We start from the raw sequence: 21,529 nt of genomic DNA on the forward strand, positions 1-21,529 counted from the left end.
AAATCTGGTGTCCATCTCCACATTATACCAGTTTTCATAAGGAAAGCGCTATCTACATGTTATATAACTTTTCGCCTTTACTCCTTTTTTCCAGATATCCGCGTATAATTCAGTAAAAGTGTATATTGTTTGTGTCAGCTTTATGCCGCTATGATAAGATTAACCACTCGATCCGGGGCTGTACTCAAGGGGGAATGTCATAATGAAGGGACTGCTTACAAGCAAATTTGCGCTGAATGGACTGTTTGTCAAGCTAATGCTGAGCTTCCTCAGTGTCATCCTGATTTTGGCTTCATTTAATCTGTTCTCCCATCTGTACTTAAGCAACAAAGTCTATCAGGAGATGGTCAGACAAAATGAACTGGGCCTTGCACAGACCGTTGAAGGGTATGAGAATCACTTCCGCCTGACCCAGAACATGATTCTGGCCCTCACTCAATCGGATACCTGGACAGCCAACCTGGGCATTTTGAGCCACATTAAGGAGAACCGCCGTTACGATATTCCCGCAGAGGTGAAGTCGGACCTCTCCACGCTATACGCCAATCCTTTTCTGCATATCGACAATTTCATTCTCTATTTCAAGCAAGAAGACTATGTATTGGAGAAGGAAGGTCTTAGCAGTGCCAGCGATATGTTCGGTAAATATTATTATAGTAAAGAATATCCTCCGGATTACTGGAAAACGCAAACGATGAACAACCAGTTCCTGAAAGTAATGCCTGCCGCAGCTTTTACGGAAAATACCCTTCACTCATCCCGCTCCCTCGGTCAACTGATGCCGGTCATGATGAAAGCCATTCCTTACGAAGATGTGTACGGCATCGTTATGCTGGATCCACAGCGTATGCAGGACACATATGGCGATGCCGCTAATAATCCGTTCTTCATTCTGGACAACGAGGGACGCCTGCTTTTTACCACGATGGAGGGGGAACTGCAGAATCCGCAGCTACCTTCAGATGGAAGCAAACACGAACGCATTGGGGATCAGTATTACTTCTATGAAAAAGGTAAACAAACCGGGTTTACTTATGTCCGGGTCACCCAGGCCGCGGTAATCGCTGCGGAAATGCGCGGCATGCAGCTGCTGCTGGCTTTCCTGCTTGGCGCTGCTGTACTGATTAGCGTGATCTCCTCCCTGTTTTTCAGTATAAGATTAAACCAGCCGCTCCAACGTCTTATTGCCGCTCTGGACCGAAATCCGGACAGCGGACCAGACAAATGGAGCAGTGTAAAAGAATTCGCCATGATCGGCGACCGCCTGAGCTCTATTCTGGAGAATAACCGTTATATTCAAAGCGACCTTGCGCAGAAGAACTCTCTCGTACGCCAGTACGCTTATATCCATAAAGTAAAGAATATACCGCTCAGCTCCTATTTGGCGGAGCTTGAGGATGCCCAGCATTCCGAGCAGCCTTATGTCTCCATTCTGTTCAAGGTGGGCTTTAAATCCCAGCCAGATGAATTCGGGCAGCATACCCTGTTATTATGGAAGCTAATTCAGAGCCTGTTCACTAACAGCAAAACCAATAGCGTTGCCATTCAGCCCGAGCAGGACCAACTGCTCTTGCTACTGTTCGACCCAGGTCCACAGAGTGGTATTCTTCAAGCGCTTGATACACTGAAGGAGTTGCTGGCTGTCGAGGAAACCCTTTACCTCACCATCGCGGTAAGTCCGGTGTATTCCGGAGAAATTCCGTTTACCGATGCGTACAGCAATCTGTCCATGTTGTTAAAAGAGCGCAGGCTGAATGGGGAGACACAAGTTATTGTGGAGCCGCGCGCTTCTTCGTCAAATGCCTTCCATCTAAAGGTCACCTATGGGGAGGAACTGCACAACCTGCTGCAATCCGGCAATGAAGAGGCCGTATTCGCTTGGCTGGATCGCCAGCTGGAGCAACTGCAGCACAAGGATGCGGCCGCAGAAGACTTCCGCACATTTGCAATCGGCGCAGTAGAACAGATCAGCAAGACGGTGATGAAGCTGAATTTGACACACATCGAATCCGAGCTTCGCTCTTCTCCTCCGGGAGAGGCATTTGCTGGTTTTCATTCCATGCAGCAGTACAGGGAATGGCTTCAGGCGTTGGCTCAACCGGTACTTGCGGCAGTACGCAGCCAGCTGGAAACGCGTGATCCGGTTATCACCTTTGTACTGGACTATCTGGATCATAATTATGGGGAAGATATTAATTTGAATATTGTCGCCGACAAGTTGAATTTAACATCGGGGTACCTCTCCAGTATTTTCAAGGAAAAGACTAACATCAACTTCAGCGAATATCTGAACAATCTGCGGGTTGAGCGGGCCAAGGAACTGCTTGTCAATGTAGATCTGCGAATTCAGGACATTGCGACACAGGTCGGCTATCAAAATGTGAACTCTTTCATCCGCATGTTCAAGCGTCGGTACGGGCAAACCCCCGGAGAATACCGCAAGCGTCATGCGGGTGATGAGCCATTCATCTCCTCCAGCCATGGTTAGCCAGGCGTGAGCGGGCAAGGACCGAGGATTGTAAATACACAAACGCCCGCTTCGGAGGCGGGCATTTGTGTATTGTTACATTAGAATTTTGGACAGGTGCACAAGAGCCATCGAAGGAATTCGCTGTTCTTCAGGAATCTGCTCATAGATCAGGTGCTCCTTCCCCGATTCAATCAATTGTTTGCGCATAGCAGCAATACGACCTTTGCTGTGATCGATAAAGCGAAAATCCACCTGTCGCAAACTTTGCATTTCAGTCAAACGCTCGAAAGCCTCTGCCTTGATCCCCTTATGTATCTCTTTCAGTTCCAGCACCTCCAATTGATCCGCAGTCCACAGGTTCTCAATCTCTTGCAGGGACTTCATGAAATCCAGTTCAAGCTGCCGCAGATTCTTCATGTGCGAGAAGTCGCACAGCCGCTCGATTTTGGGCAGTGACAGGTGCAGAAAGACCAGATGATGTAATGCCCCCACTACAGCGATCTCGGTCAGATTCTTTACGGACGATAATCTCAGCATACGGATATTCGATTCAGCCAGTACTTCGAGTGAGCCAGCCAATGTACAATGATCGATAGCCAAATACTCAATAAATGGCAAGTCTACAACAAAATCAAGCTGATCAATGTCACAGTTGAGGACGAGGGTACTCAACCGAATGCAGTCCTCAATCGGCGAGAGATCAGAAAATTTCCCGCTAAGTGCGAGGTAATTTAAGTATTTGTAATTTCGGATGAAGTCCAAATTTTGCTTTTTAGGTGAGCGAATGTTCAGAAACTCCATCTTATGTAGCACACTCAGTACATTCAAATCCTGTGGTTGCTTGATATCCAGCTGCAAAGCGGTGACATACTTTAAACCGGCGAGTGTCTCCAGAAACTCTTCTGAATACCGCCCCTTCACATCTACGTTGGATACATTTAAAATCAAATCTGGTCGTTTGGCAAACACATGTTCATCCAGTTTTCGCAGATCATGCATCTCGTCTAGCCCTACAACAAAGCTTATCGTAGCCCTATTCCGCAGTTGTACGATAGCCTTGTCCATTTTATCCTCGTTCCAGGGAACTCCACTCATTGAAGCGGCCCACGGTTCCTTCATTATTGGTCACCCTCCAATTCTCTGATACTTATCCATGTCTATCTTTCCTTTAATTGTAAATCAAGAAGAGTGTATTGAGAAGTCGGATACTCATTTCGTGGTTACTTATCACCTGAAAACTCTGCTATAATACCTCCAAGTGTTATTCCCCTAGGGGAGATCAGGATGGAGGATAATCATCATGAAGTTTGCTAAACGTATGGAACACTTCAGTGAAGGGATATTCACCCGTTTGCTGGAAATCAAGAGGCAACGACTGGAGAATGGAGAACCTGTCATCGATTTAAGTGTAGGCACACCCAATATTCCCCCTGCCCAACATATCATGACGGCTTTATGCGAGGCAGCAGCAGATGCTTCAAACTATACATATGCTGTAAATGATCAGAGCGAATTGCTGCAAGCAGTCAGTGAATGGTACAAGCGCCGTTACCATGTTGAACTGAACCCGAAAACCCAAATTTGCTCCTTACTTGGATCACAGGAAGGTCTCGCCCACATCTCTTTGGCAATCGTTGATGAAGGAGATCTGGTTCTTGTACCCGATCCTTGTTATCCGGTCTTTGCTGATGGACCTCTACTTGCAGGAGCCGAACTGTATTATATGCCCCAAAAAGAAGAACATGGATATGTTATTCAACTTCAGGACATTCCTGAAGCTGTTGCGCGCAAAGCAAAATTCATGCTTGTATCCTATCCCAACAATCCGACGACAGCAATGGCACCCGATCAGTTCTATCTCGATCTGATTGAGTTTGCCAAGAAATATGACATTATCGTTCTTCATGACAATGCATACAGCGAGCTGGTGTTCGATGGGAAAACGTGCGGAAGTTTCCTTGCTTATCCCGGGGCGATGGATGTTGGCATTGAATTCAACTCGTTATCCAAAACCTATGGATTGGCTGGGGCACGAATCGGCTTTTGTGTGGGGAACCCGGATGTGGTATCTGTGCTTAAAAAGCTGAAATCCAACATGGATTACGGCATGTTTCTTCCGATTCAGAAGGCAGCCATTGCTGCAATCACAGGGGATCAGAGCGAAGTTGAGCGGGTCAGAGATATCTACGAGGAGCGCAGAGACGTTCTGTGCGAAGGATTCACCAACCTCGGTTGGCATATCGCCAAACCCGAAGCCACCATGTTCATCTGGAGTCGGATACCAGACCATTATAATACCTCAGAACAGTTTGCCATGGATCTGATTACACGAGCGGGTGTAATCGTAACGCCCGGGAGTGCCTTCGGCCCTTCGGGTCAAGGATATGTGAGACTCGCTTTGGTTCAGGATAAAGAGACGTTGCAGCAAGCGATCATATCGGTAGATGACAGTGGGATTTTAAGAAAAAACAACTAATTTATAACACAAACGAAAAAAGCACTTTATAAGAAAATATCCCCTCTAGGTAAGCAGTGAGAAAAGAGAACATGTCTACATGAACTCAACACTGAAAACCAGAGGGGATTTTTTTATTTAGGATCGAATGTTTAGGCCGATTTGCGCCAGTTGGAGCGATACATTAAATAGAGGAAATACGGCGTTCCAATGATCGCAATCAACAACCCAGATGGAATCTCGGTTGGTGCCATAACGGTCCTTCCGATCGTATCCGCTAGCACCAGCATCACTGCACCGACCAAAGCCGACAGAAACATCGACCGTCTTAATTTGTTTCCCGTCAACAGACGGACCATATGTGGAGCGATTAGCCCGATAAAACCAACCGTTCCCACACAAGCCACTGCACCTGCAGCAAGCAGAACTCCAACGGTCATAGCCAGCAGACGCGTCCGACGAACGCTCAAGCCAAGGCCTGACGCACTATTATCGTCGAATACCAACAGTTCGAATCTTCGCGCCAGCCACCACGCAAGTGGGATCAAAATCAACAGGAATACCCCAATGATCTTCACTTGATCCCACGTGCGTGCATAGGTACTCCCTGTCAGCCAGATAAAGCCGCTACTGCCGTATACAGCGCCGCGAACGATGAGAACCTGAATGCCTGCGCCTGCAATTGCAGACATGGCGATACCCAGCAATACAACTGCAGAAGGATTGAGACCCTTCTTCCAGGACAAGGAGAATACGATTGTTGCAGCGATCCCTGCGCCGACAATCGCCGCTATAGGCAGCAAGAACACCGGAAGACCAGGCCATAGGATGATGACCATCATGGCACCCAATCCTGCGCCTGACGACACGCCCACGATGGACGCGTCAGCCAGCGGGTTGCGAACGGCCATCTGAATAAGTACACCGCTGATCGCCAGCGCAGCACCTGCACCTGCGGCGACAAGGGTACGCGGAATGCGAAGCTGAATAATGGCCGAGTATATCCCATCCGATTGAAACAGGCTTGGCAGAAGATCAGCCATTGGAATACGCATTCCGCCAAACATCGTGCTGAGCAGGACCAATGCTAACGTTAGTACAGTAAAAATAATAGCGATAGGGCCGAATGCCCAGCGACGCGAACGTGCTCCTGTGCTCATTGAGGTAGACATGCCTGACCCATTCGCTGCCTTCATGCGTGTAAGTACAAGCCAGATCAGCCATGGTGCACCAATGATCGCCATCACTGCCCCCGTCGGCAACTCCAAACTGGAATTATGAACCATCTTGGCAAGTACGTCTGCACCGACCAGCAGTGCTGCACCCCACAAGAAAACACCAGGCAATAGCAATCGGTTGGAACGAATTCCACTCAATCGAACCAGATGAGGTGCCACCAAACCCACAAATCCAATTGGCCCAATTACACTGACAATTACCGCAGCCAGCAACACAGCAATAATCAACCCAGTGGCACGGGCCATGCCTACTTTTTGCCCGAGTGAGGAAGCAGTTGATTCATCCAGTTCCAACATATCCCACTGCCGGGACAAAACCAGAGCAACAATCGTAATTCCAATGACCCAAGGCCATGCGTAAATTACACCGCTCCAGTCATTCTGAACAAGCGTTCCGGAACCCCATAGAAATAATGCCTGAGTCTCCTGAGAGAAGAAAATATGCAGCGCGCTTGTAAAAGAACCAAGCACCATCGATACAATCATGCCGGACAGTGCAAGTCGCACCGGACTTGACGTTCTCCCCCCGCCCATGAAGTACGCTGCAGCAGCTGCCAGTAATCCACCGAGTACGGCGAAAAGGAAAGGCGATTGCTGCATCAAGCCTGGGAAAAAAATCGTTCCCAACACCACGACAAAATAGGCCCCCGCATTGATGCCGAGTGTGTCCGACGCCGCCAACGGATTGCGTGTAATGGTTTGTAACAACGAACCGGCAACAGCAAGCGCCCCTCCGGCGAGTATACCGATTACCGTTCGCGGCATGCGCAGATCCCAGATCATATTATGTTCCAGTGTGTCCTGCCTGCCCATAAGTGAATCCACAACCGTATGGAGTGGAATTGAAGCTTCTCCATAACACAGGCTTACAAAAAAAAGCACGATGAGAGCGGTTAGACCGCCCCCATAAATGCTTATTGTGCGCCAGTTAAACACTGGTCGGGAATGTTGGACCGAACTCATTGGGTAATCGCTCCCACAACCCCGTCAACCAGAGCTTTGGACGAGATAGGTCCACCGAACGTCCATGTTGTGCTATCCAGTTGATAGGTGCGTTTATCTTTGACAAAATTCAGGCCTTTCCATACCGAATTGTCCTTCATCGCTGTGCCAAAAACGTCATCATCCGGTTGCGTGATGTAGATGAAGTTACTGTCCTGAACAGCAGGCAGGGATTCAATACCCACCGTTGAGAAGCCATATCCTTCAAGCTTGTCCGGCTGCCAGTCGTTAATCAGCCCAACCTTCGCCAACGTGCCAATTACGACAGCGTTATCGGTAAACATGCGAAGACTTGCTGCATTTTGATACGTAAATGCTTGTGTCAGTACATAATGGAATTCCGATTTGTCCGCAGCAGCGAGTTTTTCTTTGGCTTCTGCATAATGCTGATCGAGTTCATCGAGTACCTTCTTCGCTTGGTCTTCTTTCCCAAGAGCAACCGCGATATTGTTGAACGTTTCCGTCATTTTGTCATAATTGTACCCGTCACCCGTATACAGATCATATTCAAGCGTTGGTGCAATGGCATTGAGCTGATCATAGATATTCGAATCTGAATTGGCGATAATCAGATCCGGCTTCAAAGCTGCAATCGCCTCCAGATTAGGTTCGTCACGTGTTCCAACATCTGTTACCGTATCATCCAGAGCTGCTTCGGGAGTCACATAAACTTTATAGTTGGCGTTGTCTGCACTACCTACCGGCTGAACACCCAGTGCAACTACATCTTCTGTATATGTCCATTCTAGCGTAACAACTCTCTTAGCTGGTTTATCCAGTTTGAGCTCTCCACCACTATGCTTAACTGTAACAGGACCTGCTGTCTCTTCAGTCGGCGTGCTGCCGGAAGAGGCATTTTCATTTGTATCTGTTGTGCTGCTGGCCTTACCGCAACCTGTCAGAGCAAGCGCCAAAACCGTCAGCAGTAAAAATCCGTTTAAGCTTTTTTTCATATCCTACTTCTCCCCTATTTATATGTATTTATATGATAACAATTATCATTATCACTAATGGATTATCCCGTAGGATTGCAATTTTGTCAATTCAAAAGAGTTATTATTTTCATTTGCAATATCTTCCCTATCACAGCATATACAGAAAAAAATGAAAGAACCCGCATTCAAGGCGGGCCTGGATCACATCGAGTCTTTTGAAATGATGTTAGAATGCACCGTACGACGATTTAACTCAACTGCATCGTTGTGATGCACGTATTATCTTCTTCATATGTAGAGAGCTGTGTCTCTGCGACCTTTCCATCATGCACCACACGAATGAGGTATGACTTATCTCTGGCTAACCAAAAATCCATAAAACCGTTGGAGCCGGCCTTCATCTCAGTATCTTTCATGAGCGTATTCCCTTCGGAGTCATGGATCGTCACAATGAACTTCTTATTTTTCATTTCGCCCTGACATCCGGTCAGGCTATGAATTGCACATGGATGAGTCTGTTCCACATAGGGTGCAATGGAAAGGAAAAACTCCTTTTCAGGTAAGTCGTAGGTTGTCGTTTGGTTACCTTTATCCGTGACGATTAACTGGGTGGCATTAATGGAGGCCGATTCCGGTGTCTCCTTGCCTGTACTGATATCTTCTACCAATTTTTTGATATTGGGTGCTTCGGCGTTATCTGCTTCTTCTGTCCCCACATTGTTTGCAATAAGGAAGGCCCCCAACACAATTACAACCACTAAGCCAGCAATGATCCACATTTGTTTTTTCATCTGGAGTTCATCTCCTCGTCCGTTTTGGTTTATTATAAAGGAGAACGAACCATCATGGACTGAAAGCGTATGTAATTCACCATTTATTCACATATTTGTATGCTTCATTCGCATCATGTTAGATGTATCATTGATCAGCAAAGGAGGATGTGTATAGTGCATAAATCCCTATCTATACCCGACATGGACCGCAGAGTCCACAGATCCAAACAGGCCCTGAAAGCCTCACTGTTAGAATGGATGTCGCGCAAGCCGTTCGAGAGTATTACCATCACCGATATCGTGAAATTGGCCGATGTGAACCGCAGTACCTTTTACAAACATTATGTATACAGAGAAGACTTGCTCAATGAAATTTTGAAAGACGTGATGGCAGATCTGATCTTCGCCTACCGTGCTCCTTACCAGCACTACCGGGATTTCGGAATCATGGACCTGAGCGCTTCTGCTATCAAAATTTTCGACCATGTTCTTGGCCATGCCACCTTCTATGCCTTGCTGGTTAACACAAACATGCTTTCGGGTTTTCGGGATACACTCTATGAGACGCTCAAAACTCTGTATCTGGAGGATGTAACCGATATGTCGCCAGACCCCCGAGTGAACAAGGAGCTCCTTGCCTGTTATCAGGCCAATGCAGTTCTTGGTTTAATTACAGGATGGGTGCAAAGCAACTTCAAATACAGTGCCTCCTATATGGCGGAGCAGCTGCTGGAATTTACACGCATGAATCGGTCCAATGAAGTTTACCGTTCGAATCTGAATCCATCATTGGATGAAATGGAAAGAGGCACCGTCTCTCATGACAACTGAGAAACCAGTACCTCTTTGAATGCTTCGATCAATCTGCTGTTAGTTGCTGATCCAGCCACCATCCACCGGCAGCTCCACACCCGTGATGAATTTGGATTCATCAGAAGCTAAGAACAGGTAGGCATAGGCGATATCCATGGACTCTCCGGCATGCGGAGGCAGTGGGGCGAGATTTTTGTAATGCTCTCCCATCTCCACTTGGGACTTGATGCCCGCTTTTTCCACCATGCCGGTAAACACAGCCCCTGGATGTACAGAGTTCACACGGATGTTATCTTTGGCGAACCACTGTGCACCATGTTTGGTCAATGAACGCACAGATCCCTTGGAAGCACTGTATGCTGCGCCCTGAGCATCGGCAATTCCGCCAATGATGGCAGCGATGGAGGACGTATTTACGATGGAGCCTTGTCCATTTTGCTGCATATAGGGGATAACCGCCTTCATTCCCAGCCATACACCTGTACCGTTAATGGACATGACCTTGTCCCAATCTTCCAATTCTGCTTCCAGAATGCCTTTGGCGATGTGAATGCCGGCATTGTTGACCAGAATATCAATTTTGCCATAGTTTGCGATGGTTTCTTCCACAACTGCATTCCATGATTCCGGACTGGATACATCCAGCTTTAATGCAATCGCTTCGTCGCCGTCAGCTACGATCTGTTTCACTTGTTCCTGCAAAGCGTCAATCGCTACATCGGTAGCAACTACCTTCGCTCCTTCTCCGGCAAACAATTGAGCCCCAGCCAATCCCATACCGCTTGCCGCTCCAGTTATAATTGCAACTTTTCCAGTTAATCTGCCCATGTCCAATCATCCTTTCCAAATGAAGATGGATGCTCCATTAAGACACATCCGACCTTGTTGACACCTTTAGTATACGGATGAAATGAAAGCTCTTTCAATCAGCAAACGAGCAGGCTTTTGTAGGATAACCGATAGTCGAGTACGGCTTTGTTCATTCCCTGTAAGTTATCCCACAGATGAAGGGTTATTTGTTGTTTTAACATCGAGGTGCTCCTTCTGCATCTTGGTGACATGGTAAACCTATCATGGCTTGTCCCTGTGCAATTCTATATAATAACCATAAATTATGGAAATCATTTTGATCATTTGAATCCATTATTCGTGTCTAACCCATTCTAGCTTGAGCAGGAGGAGTTTCCATTGAAGTGGCACCGTGTACATAAAGAAAAACCTAATACTATACATTCCATCGACTGGAACGGATTGGTCCCGAAACATATCGCAATTATGATGGATGGAAATGGAAGATGGGCGACGAGAAGAGGGTTACCTCGAAGTGCCGGGCACTATGCAGGAATGCAGACGATGCGGGAAACGATAAGCATGTGCCACAAAAACGGGATTGCTTCGCTCACTCTTTACGCCTTCTCTACGGAAAACTGGAAAAGACCTAAGGAAGAGGTCGACTACATCATTTGTCTGGTGGTCGAATTTGTACAGGATACAACCGTTCAGGAACTGAATCAGAATAATATCAAAGTTAATTTTATTGGTGATATCTCAAAATTCCCAGAAGAAACACAGGAAGCGATGCACAAAGTGGTGGAACTAACCCAAACGAACAGCGGGATGGCTGTGTATTTTGCGATGAATTATGGAGGTGAAAACGATATTGTACAAGCGATCAAAACGTACATTGTAGAAAACAATGAAGAAAACAAAGAAACCTCGGAAATCTCCGGGAATTCGAAAAGTTTTTGTATACCGGACTCAATCCTGCCCCCGATCTGCTGATCCGAACCAGTGGGAGAAACGGTTAAGCAATTTTCTATTATGGCAAGCCGCTTATTCCGAGCTCTGGTTTACGGATGTGATGTGGCCGGATTTCAACGAACAATTGTTATATGAATCCATCTTGGATTATCAGCAGCGCAAGCAAAGAGCATTAGACGATGTAACGCAGTAATCCAACATTGTTCCTGCCGACCCTCAGCTTAAATGAGCTTTTAACCAGGGATGGATAATAGGGAGAACGGTGCTGGGCTGCATGGCTTTGGTGTGATCCATATCTGCTCCCTTGATGATTTCGACGGTCCAGCCGAGGTTTTCAAGAACGGGTTTATGCTTTTGCAATCGTCCAGCGATATCCACCGTCACATTGCCAAATTTCTCACCGTACACAATCGTATCTTTCTCTCCTGCAAAAGCCAATCTGGGGATATTCAACTGAGTTTGAATACGTTGGTCATCGAAATCAATTAAACCTTGATACAAGGTCGCAAATTGTTTCGTTTGAGCCGGATCGATCTTTAACTCTATGTTTTCCCAATCCAATTGATCCGGACTCAATTCTTCTGCTTTCATTAGAGCTTCTGCTGAGTGTATTTCTCCCGATTCTTTATGCCGCCTCAAAGCTCCCTCATATGTCTTGGTGGTCACTACTCGCATTTCCTCATACGGCCCCTCGTATGGCGGGAATCCTCCCATAATGAGACTTTCCATTCGGTCAGTCCGCAGGGCTAACTGCAGCCCGGCGAGAGCCAGCCAGGAGTATCCATAATAACTAAATCGATTCACATTCATCTGATCCGCAATTCGTAACAAATCCTGAGCGATATATTCGGGCGTAAAATGTTCCGGATGGGGATGTGCCATATAGTGGCCTTCATAATCAAAATGCAGGATCTGAAATTCATCGGAAAGTCCGTCGATAAACTTTGCACCTAATTCAGGATCAACACCCCATAACTTTAGGGTTTCAGCTTCTTGTCCGGTTACGGACTTTTTGGCTATGGGCAGCATAATGACGCTACGATCTTGCGCTCCCCTCAGACCTACTTCAAGCTGCGAGCCATTTAACAATGTAATCATTTTCTGCAATTGAACCAGTCCTTTACTATTGATATCCTCAGTGTATAACATGGATGCAATCTTTCGGTTTTCATTATAAAATGTGGATAAAATATGGACTTTGGCGAGTTGTATGTTAGTGTAGCACTTGAAGGTTTTACTTGAAGCATGAGGAGAAGAAACATGAACCGAGCATATACACCTGGGCAGATTGCCATAATGCTGAATGTAAGTTCAACTACACTGCGACGTTATGAAAAGGAGAACCTGATTCCCGACGTTCAACGGACCGCCAGCAATCACAGGTACTATACCCCTGTTCATCTTCAGGCGTTTGTTGCCATTCGTTTATTATTGAAAGGGTACGAGATTCCCGTTGTATACGAGGTTATGAGAAAAGTAAAACAGGGCGATACGATGGATGCCCTCTGGCTCGTGAACCAGCAGTTGTATAACAGCCAACTGGAGAAGCAACGAATGGAAGACATATGGAAGATGGTGCAACAGGTGGATTTTGCTAACGATCGAAAGGTTGGAACGACAGAGGCGATGACGATTGGAAAAGTCGCTGAAGCAGCCGGGGTCAACACTTCTGCTATCAGGCATTGGGAAACCGAAGGCTTAATTTTCTCGGAAAGAGACCCTAACAACGGTTATCGTATGTATACCCGATCCGAATTAAGAAAGATATTGGTCATTAGCAGTTTAAGAAAATCCGTCTACTACATTGAACATATGAAAGAGCTTCTGAACACTGTCGGCACGCAGGATTATACACAGATTAATAAAGCCTTCCAGCTGGCCCTGCAGAAGCTTACCAGCCAACTGACCCTGCAATTTGCAGGCGTGAAGGAACTTATGACATATATTGAGTTACTTCAGGAACCACAAGGGTAACGTATTGGTTAGTTGACTTCCATTGAGCCATCTACTCTATGTTGTTGGGCATTTTTGTTATCCTTTCTGTGGCTGTCGTGTTATTAACTCTACAATACACGAAAACCCGCACCATCAGGTACGGGCTTTTTTTAATTTATACGTGTTTCCGTTCCTTTCCTATCATCCAATAGGTGAGCACACCTGACACACAGAAGGAAATAATCAAACCAACGCAGGCATGTAACAGATTCAGGCTCCCTGCTTCCATAAATAGCGGAATTTCCAGTAGACTTCCGGACCCACCCAATGCAACTGCTTTGACGGACATCAGCCCGAAATACAGTCCTCCTGCAGCACCACCCAGCAATGCTGAATAAAAAGAGGCCCTCTTTCTCATATTGACCGCATACATCGCAGGCTCTGGAGTACCTAATAAAGCAGTTCCTGTTGCCCAGAAAGCCAGCTTCCTGAATTCCCGCTGTTTGCTTCTTAGCCCAGTAGCGAGTGAAGCTCCTGCTTGTGCAACGAAGGCAACCAACATGACAGGGATAATGAGGGAGAAACCATTCACCATCAATTCATTGATTATCATAGGTAAAAGCCAGTAATGTAATCCAGCGATCATCATTAGGGAATAAACCGCTCCCAGCAGCATAATTGCTACAATCGGGGCATCATTCAGTAGTGAATCCACCACATCTGGTAACTGCTGATCAATCCAAGTACCAATTGGACCAAGTATCATTAGAACCAGTGGAACGAGAATCAGAAACGTCAACAATGGAGCAAGAATTCCTTTGAAGACTCTTGGGCTTATTTGCTCAACGACTTTTTCCAGATAGGACGCCGCATATATCATCAAAATCACCCAAATGGAAGCTGAAAAAAAGATCGCTTGTGACACAATGGGTACTCCCATAAAGTGAACATCCTCTTCACCTGACAGTAAAGCGGTCATTTGTGGGTAGAACATTAGTCCGCCAATCGCTACGGCAACATAAACATTGCTTTTTAACCGATAGGCTGTACTGATGGCTACCAGGATTGGCAACAGATAATACACACTATCTCCAATAGATTTAAATATCAGGAATGTCTGACTGTCCATCAACGAAGAGAAATCTGTAGAACTGTAAACGTTAAATAACGTAATGATAGCTAGCACAATCTTGAGCACTGCAGCTCCCAGGATGGCGGGCATCAGAGGCATGAATACATCAGAAATAAAATATAATAATGATTTTTTACTTGTACGCCTTGTTTCTGGCAGTGTGTCGCCTTCTTCTTTCCCTACTCCCATGGCCAGTAGCGTATGGTATAGTTGGGAAAATTCGTCCTCAAGTGTTATGTAGCATTGATCACCTGTTATACGAATATCTGCGTCAAGATTTGATACAACAGGCAGGGACAAATTTACACCTGTACGGTTACGCAATGTCAGCGTAGTGGTATTCTCGTCATGCTGCACAAGACGAATATTTTCCTGTCCCCCTGCGAGATTCATGAGTTGTTCGATGCTACTGTCATTCATATGTACCTTCTCCTTATGCTGCGGTAATCCCGAGTTTTATGATGTGCTCCTATCTATATACACATTTCCATGAAAAAACTTCAATAGGATAAAAAAACTAATTCACCTTATATTTCATGATTTTTGCGCAAGGTATAATGACCTAATTCAAGCAAAGAGCTACTTACTATGTAGGCTCACGTTCAACTTGTTTTATGAATCATTTTCCCCGTACTCACCACTGACATCTAATGTTTCAGATAGCCGTACTCGTCATCACTCATCGCAACTTTGGACAACCTGAGCATAGCGTTATGTCTATGTTGCCTTTCAAATGAATATTTCTTCAGGGCCGGCCTGGTATCTTTTAGATAATCTGTTTATGAGCTTCACAACTATATTAACCTTCTAATTTATCTTCCAAGACTATCATCCAAGCCATCACTTGATCCTCAGCATATCCTGTCGAATAGCGCATTCTGTCATGGACAGTTTGTGTGAAATCAGAGGAGGAATCATTATATGGTCAAACAAGTTTCTATCTCACAAATTCACCCTCGATTAACCGTGTACAGTGAAGAGAATTTCAGAGGTCTTCGAAGAGTGTATCGTGGCAACCTCGGAATTGCCGATATTGACGCCGTTCTGACAGGGATCGAAAGTTTGAAATTTTTCTCAACAAATCCAAACGCCACACTCGTGTTATTTGATCGTTCACGTTTTCGTGACAATTTCGTTGTATTGCGGGGCAATCGAATCATTCGCGAACTGGATGACTTCTTGCGCAGAGGTGATGTGGAATCTCTCATCGCTTCCAATCAGCGGTTAACACTAGCACAGATTCGCCAAATTAGAAGAACCGGTGAGCTTCCTCCCGGATACCGATTAATCTAATTTTAGATTCACCGACGTTATTCCGTTCAACAATTCAGTGATGCATGTCTTGTATGTGCATCACTGAAAATAAAAAAATTAAAAACAGGCATATCTGGACTCCTTATGAAAAATACTGTGTACATAAAAAATAATGAAATGGAACGATTCTATATTTTGCTCGTAAGGGTAATACAAGTGAAGCACATTGAAATCTATGATCCAAGGAGCTGGTCATTTGCAATATTACAGACACAGTGCAGAGGAGACACTTCAGGACGTTCAGAGTTCCACGGATGGACTCACAACCTCCGAGGCTGCGAAGAGACTAGAGACGGAAGGCTATAACGAGATAAAAGGAAAAGCTGCAACACCCATCTGGAAGTTATTTATTGAAAATTTTAAAGATCCCATGGTTATCGTGCTGCTGATCGCAGCAGCTGTTCAGATCGTCCTTGGACACCTGATCGAATCGCTAATCATTTTTCTGGTCATTCTGTTAAATGCGGTAATCAGCGTTGTGCAGACCAAAAAGGCCGAAAGTTCTCTGGACGCACTCCGGCAAATGTCTGCTCCCGAAGCCAAAGTCATTCGTGACGGGCAGAAAAAAACGATTCCCGCGCGGGAACTTGTTCCCGGCGATATTGTCTTGCTGGATGCAGGGGATTATGTTCCGGCAGACGGTCGCATTTTGGAATCAGGCAGTCTGAAAATCAACGAAGGCATGCTGACAGGAGAATCCGAAGCGGCCGAGAAACATGCCAAAGCCATACCAGAAGAAGCTCCGATCGGGGATCGTCGCAATATGGCCTTTAGTGGTTCACTGGTCGTCTATGGACGCGGCACACTGGTCATTACAGGCACTGCACTGAAAACGGAAATCGGCAAGATTGCCGAATTAATTGAAAATGCAGAAGCGAAGGAAACCCCGTTACAACGCAAATTGGAATCGTTTAGTAAGAAGCTAGGCTTCTTTATCTTGGGCTTGTCGATTCTTATTTTTGCCATCGAAGCTGGACGTGTCTGGTTAACCGAAGGAACGGATAATATCGGCCCATCCATTGTGAATGCCCTAATGTTCGCAGTTGCCGTCGCTGTTGCCGCCATCCCTGAAGCCCTTTCCTCCATTGTGACGATTGTATTGTCTCTGGGAACGAATAAAATGGCCAAGCAGCACGCCATCATTAGACGTCTTCCTGCCGTGGAAGCCTTGGGTTCTGCCAGCATTATCTGTACCGATAAAACAGGAACGCTTACTCAAAACAAGATGACTGTGGTGGACTATTATATTCCCCATGGCACGAAAGACAAATTCCCCGATGATCCCAAACAGTGGTCTGCAGAGGAACGGCGCTTGTTACATATTGCAGTACTCTGCAATGATTCAAATATTAACCAGGAAGGCAAGGAACTCGGTGATCCCACCGAGGTGGCACTCATTGCCTTCAGTAACCGTGTGAACAAGGATTACAATGAAATTCGTGACCAGTTTCCGCGTGAAGCCGAGCTTCCTTTTGACTCGGATCGGAAACTGATGAGTACAGTGCACACATTTGAAGGACAGACGGCTCTGCTGACCAAAGGTGGCCCGGATGTGCTGTTCAGTCGCTGTAGTCATGTATTTATGAACGGAGAAGTTCAGCCACTGACGCCTGAGATTCGCACGCAGTTTGAAGAAAAAAACGAAGCGTTCTCCAAACGTGCCTTCCGTGTGCTGGCTTACGCCTACAAAAAGTTTGATGACAAAAATCAGGTCACGGTAGAGGACGAACACGATCTAACGCTTGTTGGTCTGACGGCCATGATCGATCCACCGCGTGAAGCGGTATATGGTTCCATCGAAGAGTCCAAGAAGGCGGGCATTCGCACCATCATGATCACCGGAGATCACAAAACAACAGCCCAAGCGATCGGTATTGATATCGGACTTGCAGGCCCGGACGACCTGGCCCTCACTGGGGCAGAGCTGGACAAACTGTCGGATGAAGAACTCGATCAGCAGCTCGAACATATTTCGGTGTATGCAAGGGTATCTCCTGAAAATAAAATCCGTATTGTCCGCGCGTGGCAGCGCAAAGGTAAAGTTGCAGCTATGACCGGAGATGGTGTCAACGACGCACCTGCACTGAAACAGGCCGACATTGGCGTAGCGATGGGCAGCGGGACGGATGTGGCGAAAGATGCGGCAGCCATGATTTTGACGGATGATAACTTTGTCTCCATCGTGAATGCAGTCAGTGTCGGGCGTATGGTATTTGATAATATCAAAAAAGCCATTGCGTACCTGTTTGCAGGAAACCTCGGGGCGATTATCTCCATTTTGTTTGCACTTGTAGTCGGTTGGGTGAACCCATTCACGGCCCTCCAGCTGCTCTTCATCAATCTGGTGAATGACTCCCTGCCTGCCATTGCACTGGGTACTGAAAAAGCTGAACCGGACGTCATGCGGCGGAAACCGCGGGATATCAACGAAGGTATCTTTGCCGGCGGAACGTTGCAGGCTGTCATTACACGTGGTGTTCTGATCGGGGTGGCTGTTATCGTGTCCCAATATATTGGACTTGGGATCTCGGAGGAAATGAGTGTGGCAATGGCCTTCACAACCCTGATTCTGGCACGGAGTCTGCAAACTTTTGCAGCGCGCTCCAACACACAGACGATTTTCCAGGTCGGCTTCACCACCAACAAATATGTTCTTGGCTCCATCCTGGTTTGTCTCTGCCTGTATGGAATCACGCTGATTCCAGGGGTTCGCAGCATCTTCGCTATCCCGGCAGCCTTTAGCTGGAATGAGTTTTTCATCGCAGGAGGACTCGCTCTCGCCGCTGTCATTCTGATGGATATCATCAAGTGGATTCGCAATCGTGGCACACCAGCTACTGCGTCCTAAAAATGAATAAATGAAAATGCTCATGTGCAAAAGCGACGTCCTGGGTCAGGACGCCGTTTTTGTTTAACCACCCAATGAATCCGTATGACATTATTGCCATATACATAGATTGAGCGTAAAATAGTTTATTGATTTTGGGTGCCTATTGCGATTAACGCGAAACAGGTATATGAATGATGAATCCCATTGAATTTATAGACAGGAATGGTTACATGAAAGATAAAATTGTAATGCCTCTCTGGACTTGCTGCCTATTCATCGTTGTGATGAATACCACCATGTTTAACGTCTCTTTACCCGTTATTATTCATGATCTTCAGATTACATCAGACCTGGGGTCCTGGGTCATTTCAAGCTACTCCATTGGTTATGCCTTGTCGACGGTGATTTACAGTCGATTGTCTGACCGTATTCCGGTACGCAAACTGCTGACGGTGGGCTTGCTTATTTTGGGCTTATCTTCATTACTCGGATTATTTGCACACAGCTTTGCGATCCTTTTGCTGACACGTATTTTGCAATCTGCGGGTGCAGGGGTCATGGCCGGGCTTGGGCTTGTCATCGCAAGCCGTTATATCCCAGTGGAGCGACGCGGAGCTGCCATCGCACTGATCTCATCAGGCAGTGCCATGGCATTTGGGCTTGGCCCCATTGTGGGCGGAGTCATTAGTGAGTACTGGGGTTGGAATGGACTTTTCGCCATTACGGTGCTTGTCCTGCTTGCGCTGCCCGTATTGCTCTATTTTCTCCCGCGTGAGACAGCCAAGCCGGAAAATCCTTTTGACATGATCGGTGCTGCATTAACCGTGATTAATGCAACTACCCTTCTGGTTGCCATCACTCAGCAGTCTTGGTTATGGCTGGCCATCGGTGTCATTTCACTTGTTGTGCACATCGTGTATATTCGCAGGGCGAGCCTTCCTTTTGTGAATCCACATGTATTCCGAACACCCGGGTTTACCCGGCTACTGATCATCGGCTTCTGTGTTCTGGTCGTAAATCTGGGCAATTTGTTCCTGATGCCGCTAGTGCTCGCTGATCTGTTTGGACGCTCGTCACTGGCTATTGGTCTGCTGATTGCTCCTGGAGCCATCGTCTCGGCATTCTGTACCCGTTTCGTAGGTCGCTGGATCGATCGTTATGGCAATATACGTTTTCTGATGATTGGGCACATTTTGCTAGCCGCAGTACTTGCTCTGTTCATGCTGGGTCTGAATCAGTCTGCCCTGATCATCACCGGAGGATATCTCTTCTTCTCTCCGGCACTCTCCGCCTCGATAGCTTCGCTGAATAACGAAGCGTCTCGGGTGCTGCCCAAAGCGCAAATCGGTTCCGGTATGGGCTTGCTGCAGTTGATCCAGTTTTTTGGCGGTTCGGTATCCGTAGCTGTCTGCGGGCTGATGTTGCACGGCATTCCGGGTGTTCCGGTAGAGGAAGCCTATCATTATGTATATGGATGTCTGCTCTTGGTCTGTCTGGCCTCGCTTGTAATCGTGGTCTGGCATAACAAAGCTGCACGATCAGCTTCTACGGTTACGATGACTGAGACTGGATAGGTTACAAGTTAGAATGTGAGCTACGTCGTTCAAAAAAGCACTTATGTATTCGTTTGAGTAAAAGGCCCGCGCATGGCGCGAGCCTTTTTTTTATTCACCAGGATGTTCAAAAGGTGGATCACTCTCCTTGATCACTCGGTCTGGCTTTCAAACAGGCTATGAATGCATTAAAATTGGCAGCGATCTCTCGTACATTTTCCTCCAGCAGTCGCTGTGCTTCCTCCGGCATCTCTGATTCACTCTCGGCATCTTCGCGTACCATCGCCTCTTCATGGTCTATAACCAGTACGGCAGGAGATACTGAATTCTTTCGGTAATCCAATAAATAGTTGTTGCCGCTGCTGACACTCCAAGCAAACGGAATAATCCGGCGTGGATCAGGATTCACATCGTCTACCAGATTGATGTTATTCGCAATGAACTGATTATCGAGAGCAGAAAAACGAATCTCCCAATCGATGACCTCTCCATTTTCAATCATATCAAATGCTTGACCGTCGGCCTCCCGTTGAAACTCCAGATATTCCTGCGGAAACACAATGCCGTAATGCTTCTGAATGTTATCGATATTCAAGTTATTCATACACTCCCTCCCATACAGTCCTGTCACAGCGCATTATTTCCCAGCCAATGCTGCCTTCCAGGCTTCCTCCACCGCTACAGGAGCTTTGCTGCTGCTCTCGCCGCCGCCCTCCTCCGTCCAAAGGGGTGGATAATACGCAAATACTTGTCCTGTCTGAAGCTGTACCATGTCATTCTGCCAGCCTTTCCAGCGAAAGGTCTGATAGTACTGCTCCAGATCACCATTGGCCAACCAGTTGATGAAACCCGAATAAGCCAGTTCTGTTGATTCCCATTCCAGCGTGTCGGGGGCAAAATAGTATACATGTCCTGTACGGCCATACTTGCCCATATCCATTCCGAAAAATCCACCCGCCGCATCGTAGGCGACGACCATCATTCCTTCCAGTGCGGGTACACACGGCTTGTCTCCAACACCATTCCAACCGGTCAGACTCCCGAAGATGCGGTCACCACCCGATCCAAGCAACGTAATCCAGCCATCATCCATCAGGATGCCCGCCGTCTCATAGGCAACGGTTCCTAAATAGGATTTTGTGCTGATCTGAAGATGATAGAGCGCATCCTCTCCGACCTCCCGTTGTGCAGGAATATATGTGTATTTATTTTGTCCATGGTCCAACAGTTCCTTGAGCTCCTCCCAAGCGTGATGTTCCCGATCCACTAATTCGTGTGTGGATAATTTATGCATGATCATTGCTCCTTTCGATCTACC

At 46.7% G+C, this 21,529-nt stretch carries 16 protein-coding genes and 1 pseudogene; 8 read left to right on the top strand and 9 right to left on the bottom strand.

The annotated features are described in order from the left end of the window. The first annotated feature begins 202 nt into the window (after positions 1-202). Entirely contained in the window at positions 203-2,488 is a 2,286-nt protein-coding gene (locus tag AC3ITG_RS23825) for a helix-turn-helix domain-containing protein (protein ID WP_489251542.1), read from the top strand. A 75-nt stretch (positions 2,489-2,563) separates the two neighbouring features. On the opposite strand, the gene AC3ITG_RS23830 is transcribed toward AC3ITG_RS23825, so the two are convergent. After that, entirely contained in the window at positions 2,564-3,589 is a 1,026-nt protein-coding gene (locus AC3ITG_RS23830; protein WP_489251543.1) for a leucine-rich repeat domain-containing protein, read from the bottom strand. A 181-nt stretch (positions 3,590-3,770) separates the two neighbouring features. Here AC3ITG_RS23830 and AC3ITG_RS23835 point away from each other — a divergent pair, with 181 nt between their 5' ends. Then, positions 3,771-4,946: an aminotransferase class I/II-fold pyridoxal phosphate-dependent enzyme gene (locus AC3ITG_RS23835; RefSeq protein WP_489251544.1), complete on the top strand. Its 1,176-nt coding sequence runs from the start codon at positions 3,771-3,773 to the stop codon at positions 4,944-4,946. Positions 4,947-5,077: 131 nt separating this feature from the next. Here AC3ITG_RS23835 and AC3ITG_RS23840 read toward each other — a convergent pair whose 3' ends face one another. The 3 genes from AC3ITG_RS23840 to AC3ITG_RS23850 form a co-directional block, all read right to left on the bottom strand. Beyond that, complete coding sequence (locus AC3ITG_RS23840) at positions 5,078-7,126, bottom strand: iron ABC transporter permease (RefSeq protein ID WP_489251545.1); 2,049 nt, start codon at positions 7,124-7,126, stop codon at positions 5,078-5,080. Then, on the bottom strand, positions 7,123-8,118 hold the full coding sequence (locus tag AC3ITG_RS23845; RefSeq protein ID WP_489251546.1) for an ABC transporter substrate-binding protein: 996 nt from the start codon (positions 8,116-8,118) through the stop codon (positions 7,123-7,125). The genes AC3ITG_RS23840 and AC3ITG_RS23845 overlap by 4 nt, the downstream gene beginning before the upstream one ends. 230 nt (positions 8,119-8,348) lie before the next feature. Then, positions 8,349-8,891 carry a CueP family metal-binding protein gene (locus AC3ITG_RS23850; RefSeq protein ID WP_489251547.1) on the bottom strand — a complete coding sequence of 181 codons (543 nt, stop codon included), beginning with the start codon at positions 8,889-8,891 and terminating at the stop codon, positions 8,349-8,351. Positions 8,892-9,047: 156 nt separating this feature from the next. Between AC3ITG_RS23850 and AC3ITG_RS23855 the strand changes: the two genes are divergently transcribed. Beyond that, positions 9,048-9,704: a TetR/AcrR family transcriptional regulator gene (locus tag AC3ITG_RS23855; protein ID WP_489251548.1), complete on the top strand. Its 657-nt coding sequence runs from the start codon at positions 9,048-9,050 to the stop codon at positions 9,702-9,704. A gap of 39 nt (positions 9,705-9,743) precedes the next feature. Here AC3ITG_RS23855 and AC3ITG_RS23860 read toward each other — a convergent pair whose 3' ends face one another. Continuing rightward, positions 9,744-10,514, bottom strand: coding sequence for an SDR family NAD(P)-dependent oxidoreductase (locus AC3ITG_RS23860; protein WP_489251549.1), 771 nt, complete (start codon positions 10,512-10,514; stop codon positions 9,744-9,746). A gap of 447 nt (positions 10,515-10,961) precedes the next feature. Here AC3ITG_RS23860 and uppS point away from each other — a divergent pair. Next, positions 10,962-11,640 (top strand): annotated as a pseudogene (gene uppS, locus AC3ITG_RS23865) (polyprenyl diphosphate synthase). A 23-nt stretch (positions 11,641-11,663) separates the two neighbouring features. Here the strand turns inward: uppS and AC3ITG_RS23870 are convergent. Then, positions 11,664-12,596, bottom strand: a complete 933-nt coding sequence (locus AC3ITG_RS23870) for an alpha/beta fold hydrolase (RefSeq protein WP_489251550.1) — start codon at positions 12,594-12,596, stop codon at positions 11,664-11,666. A 111-nt stretch (positions 12,597-12,707) separates the two neighbouring features. Here AC3ITG_RS23870 and AC3ITG_RS23875 point away from each other — a divergent pair, with 111 nt between their 5' ends. Beyond that, positions 12,708-13,421 carry a MerR family transcriptional regulator gene (locus tag AC3ITG_RS23875; RefSeq protein ID WP_489251551.1) on the top strand — a complete coding sequence of 238 codons (714 nt, stop codon included), beginning with the start codon at positions 12,708-12,710 and terminating at the stop codon, positions 13,419-13,421. A 136-nt stretch (positions 13,422-13,557) separates the two neighbouring features. Here the strand turns inward: AC3ITG_RS23875 and AC3ITG_RS23880 are convergent, their stop codons facing one another. Next, the gene (locus AC3ITG_RS23880) at positions 13,558-14,934 is read right to left on the bottom strand and encodes a PTS sugar transporter subunit IIC (protein ID WP_489251552.1); all 1,377 of its coding nucleotides are present in this window, start codon (positions 14,932-14,934) and stop codon (positions 13,558-13,560) included. A gap of 501 nt (positions 14,935-15,435) precedes the next feature. Here AC3ITG_RS23880 and AC3ITG_RS23885 point away from each other — a divergent pair. The 3 genes from AC3ITG_RS23885 to AC3ITG_RS23895 all read left to right on the top strand — a co-directional run bounded on the left by AC3ITG_RS23885 (position 15,436) and on the right by AC3ITG_RS23895 (position 20,232). Next, entirely contained in the window at positions 15,436-15,807 is a 372-nt protein-coding gene (locus AC3ITG_RS23885) for a hypothetical protein (RefSeq protein WP_163761416.1), read from the top strand. A gap of 217 nt (positions 15,808-16,024) precedes the next feature. Beyond that, on the top strand, positions 16,025-18,676 hold the full coding sequence (locus tag AC3ITG_RS23890; RefSeq protein WP_489251553.1) for a cation-translocating P-type ATPase: 2,652 nt from the start codon (positions 16,025-16,027) through the stop codon (positions 18,674-18,676). A gap of 212 nt (positions 18,677-18,888) precedes the next feature. After that, positions 18,889-20,232 carry an MFS transporter gene (locus AC3ITG_RS23895; protein ID WP_489251554.1) on the top strand — a complete coding sequence of 448 codons (1,344 nt, stop codon included), beginning with the start codon at positions 18,889-18,891 and terminating at the stop codon, positions 20,230-20,232. Positions 20,233-20,350: 118 nt separating this feature from the next. Here the strand turns inward: AC3ITG_RS23895 and AC3ITG_RS23900 are convergent, their stop codons facing one another. Next, the gene (locus AC3ITG_RS23900) at positions 20,351-20,815 is read right to left on the bottom strand and encodes an SMI1/KNR4 family protein (protein WP_489251555.1); all 465 of its coding nucleotides are present in this window, start codon (positions 20,813-20,815) and stop codon (positions 20,351-20,353) included. Between the two features lie 33 nt (positions 20,816-20,848). Further along, entirely contained in the window at positions 20,849-21,505 is a 657-nt protein-coding gene (locus AC3ITG_RS23905) for a DUF2625 family protein (protein WP_489251556.1), read from the bottom strand. Positions 21,506-21,529: the final 24 nt, after the last annotated feature.

The sequence above is a fragment of the Paenibacillus sp. GL_099_B genome, from assembly GCF_057835695.1.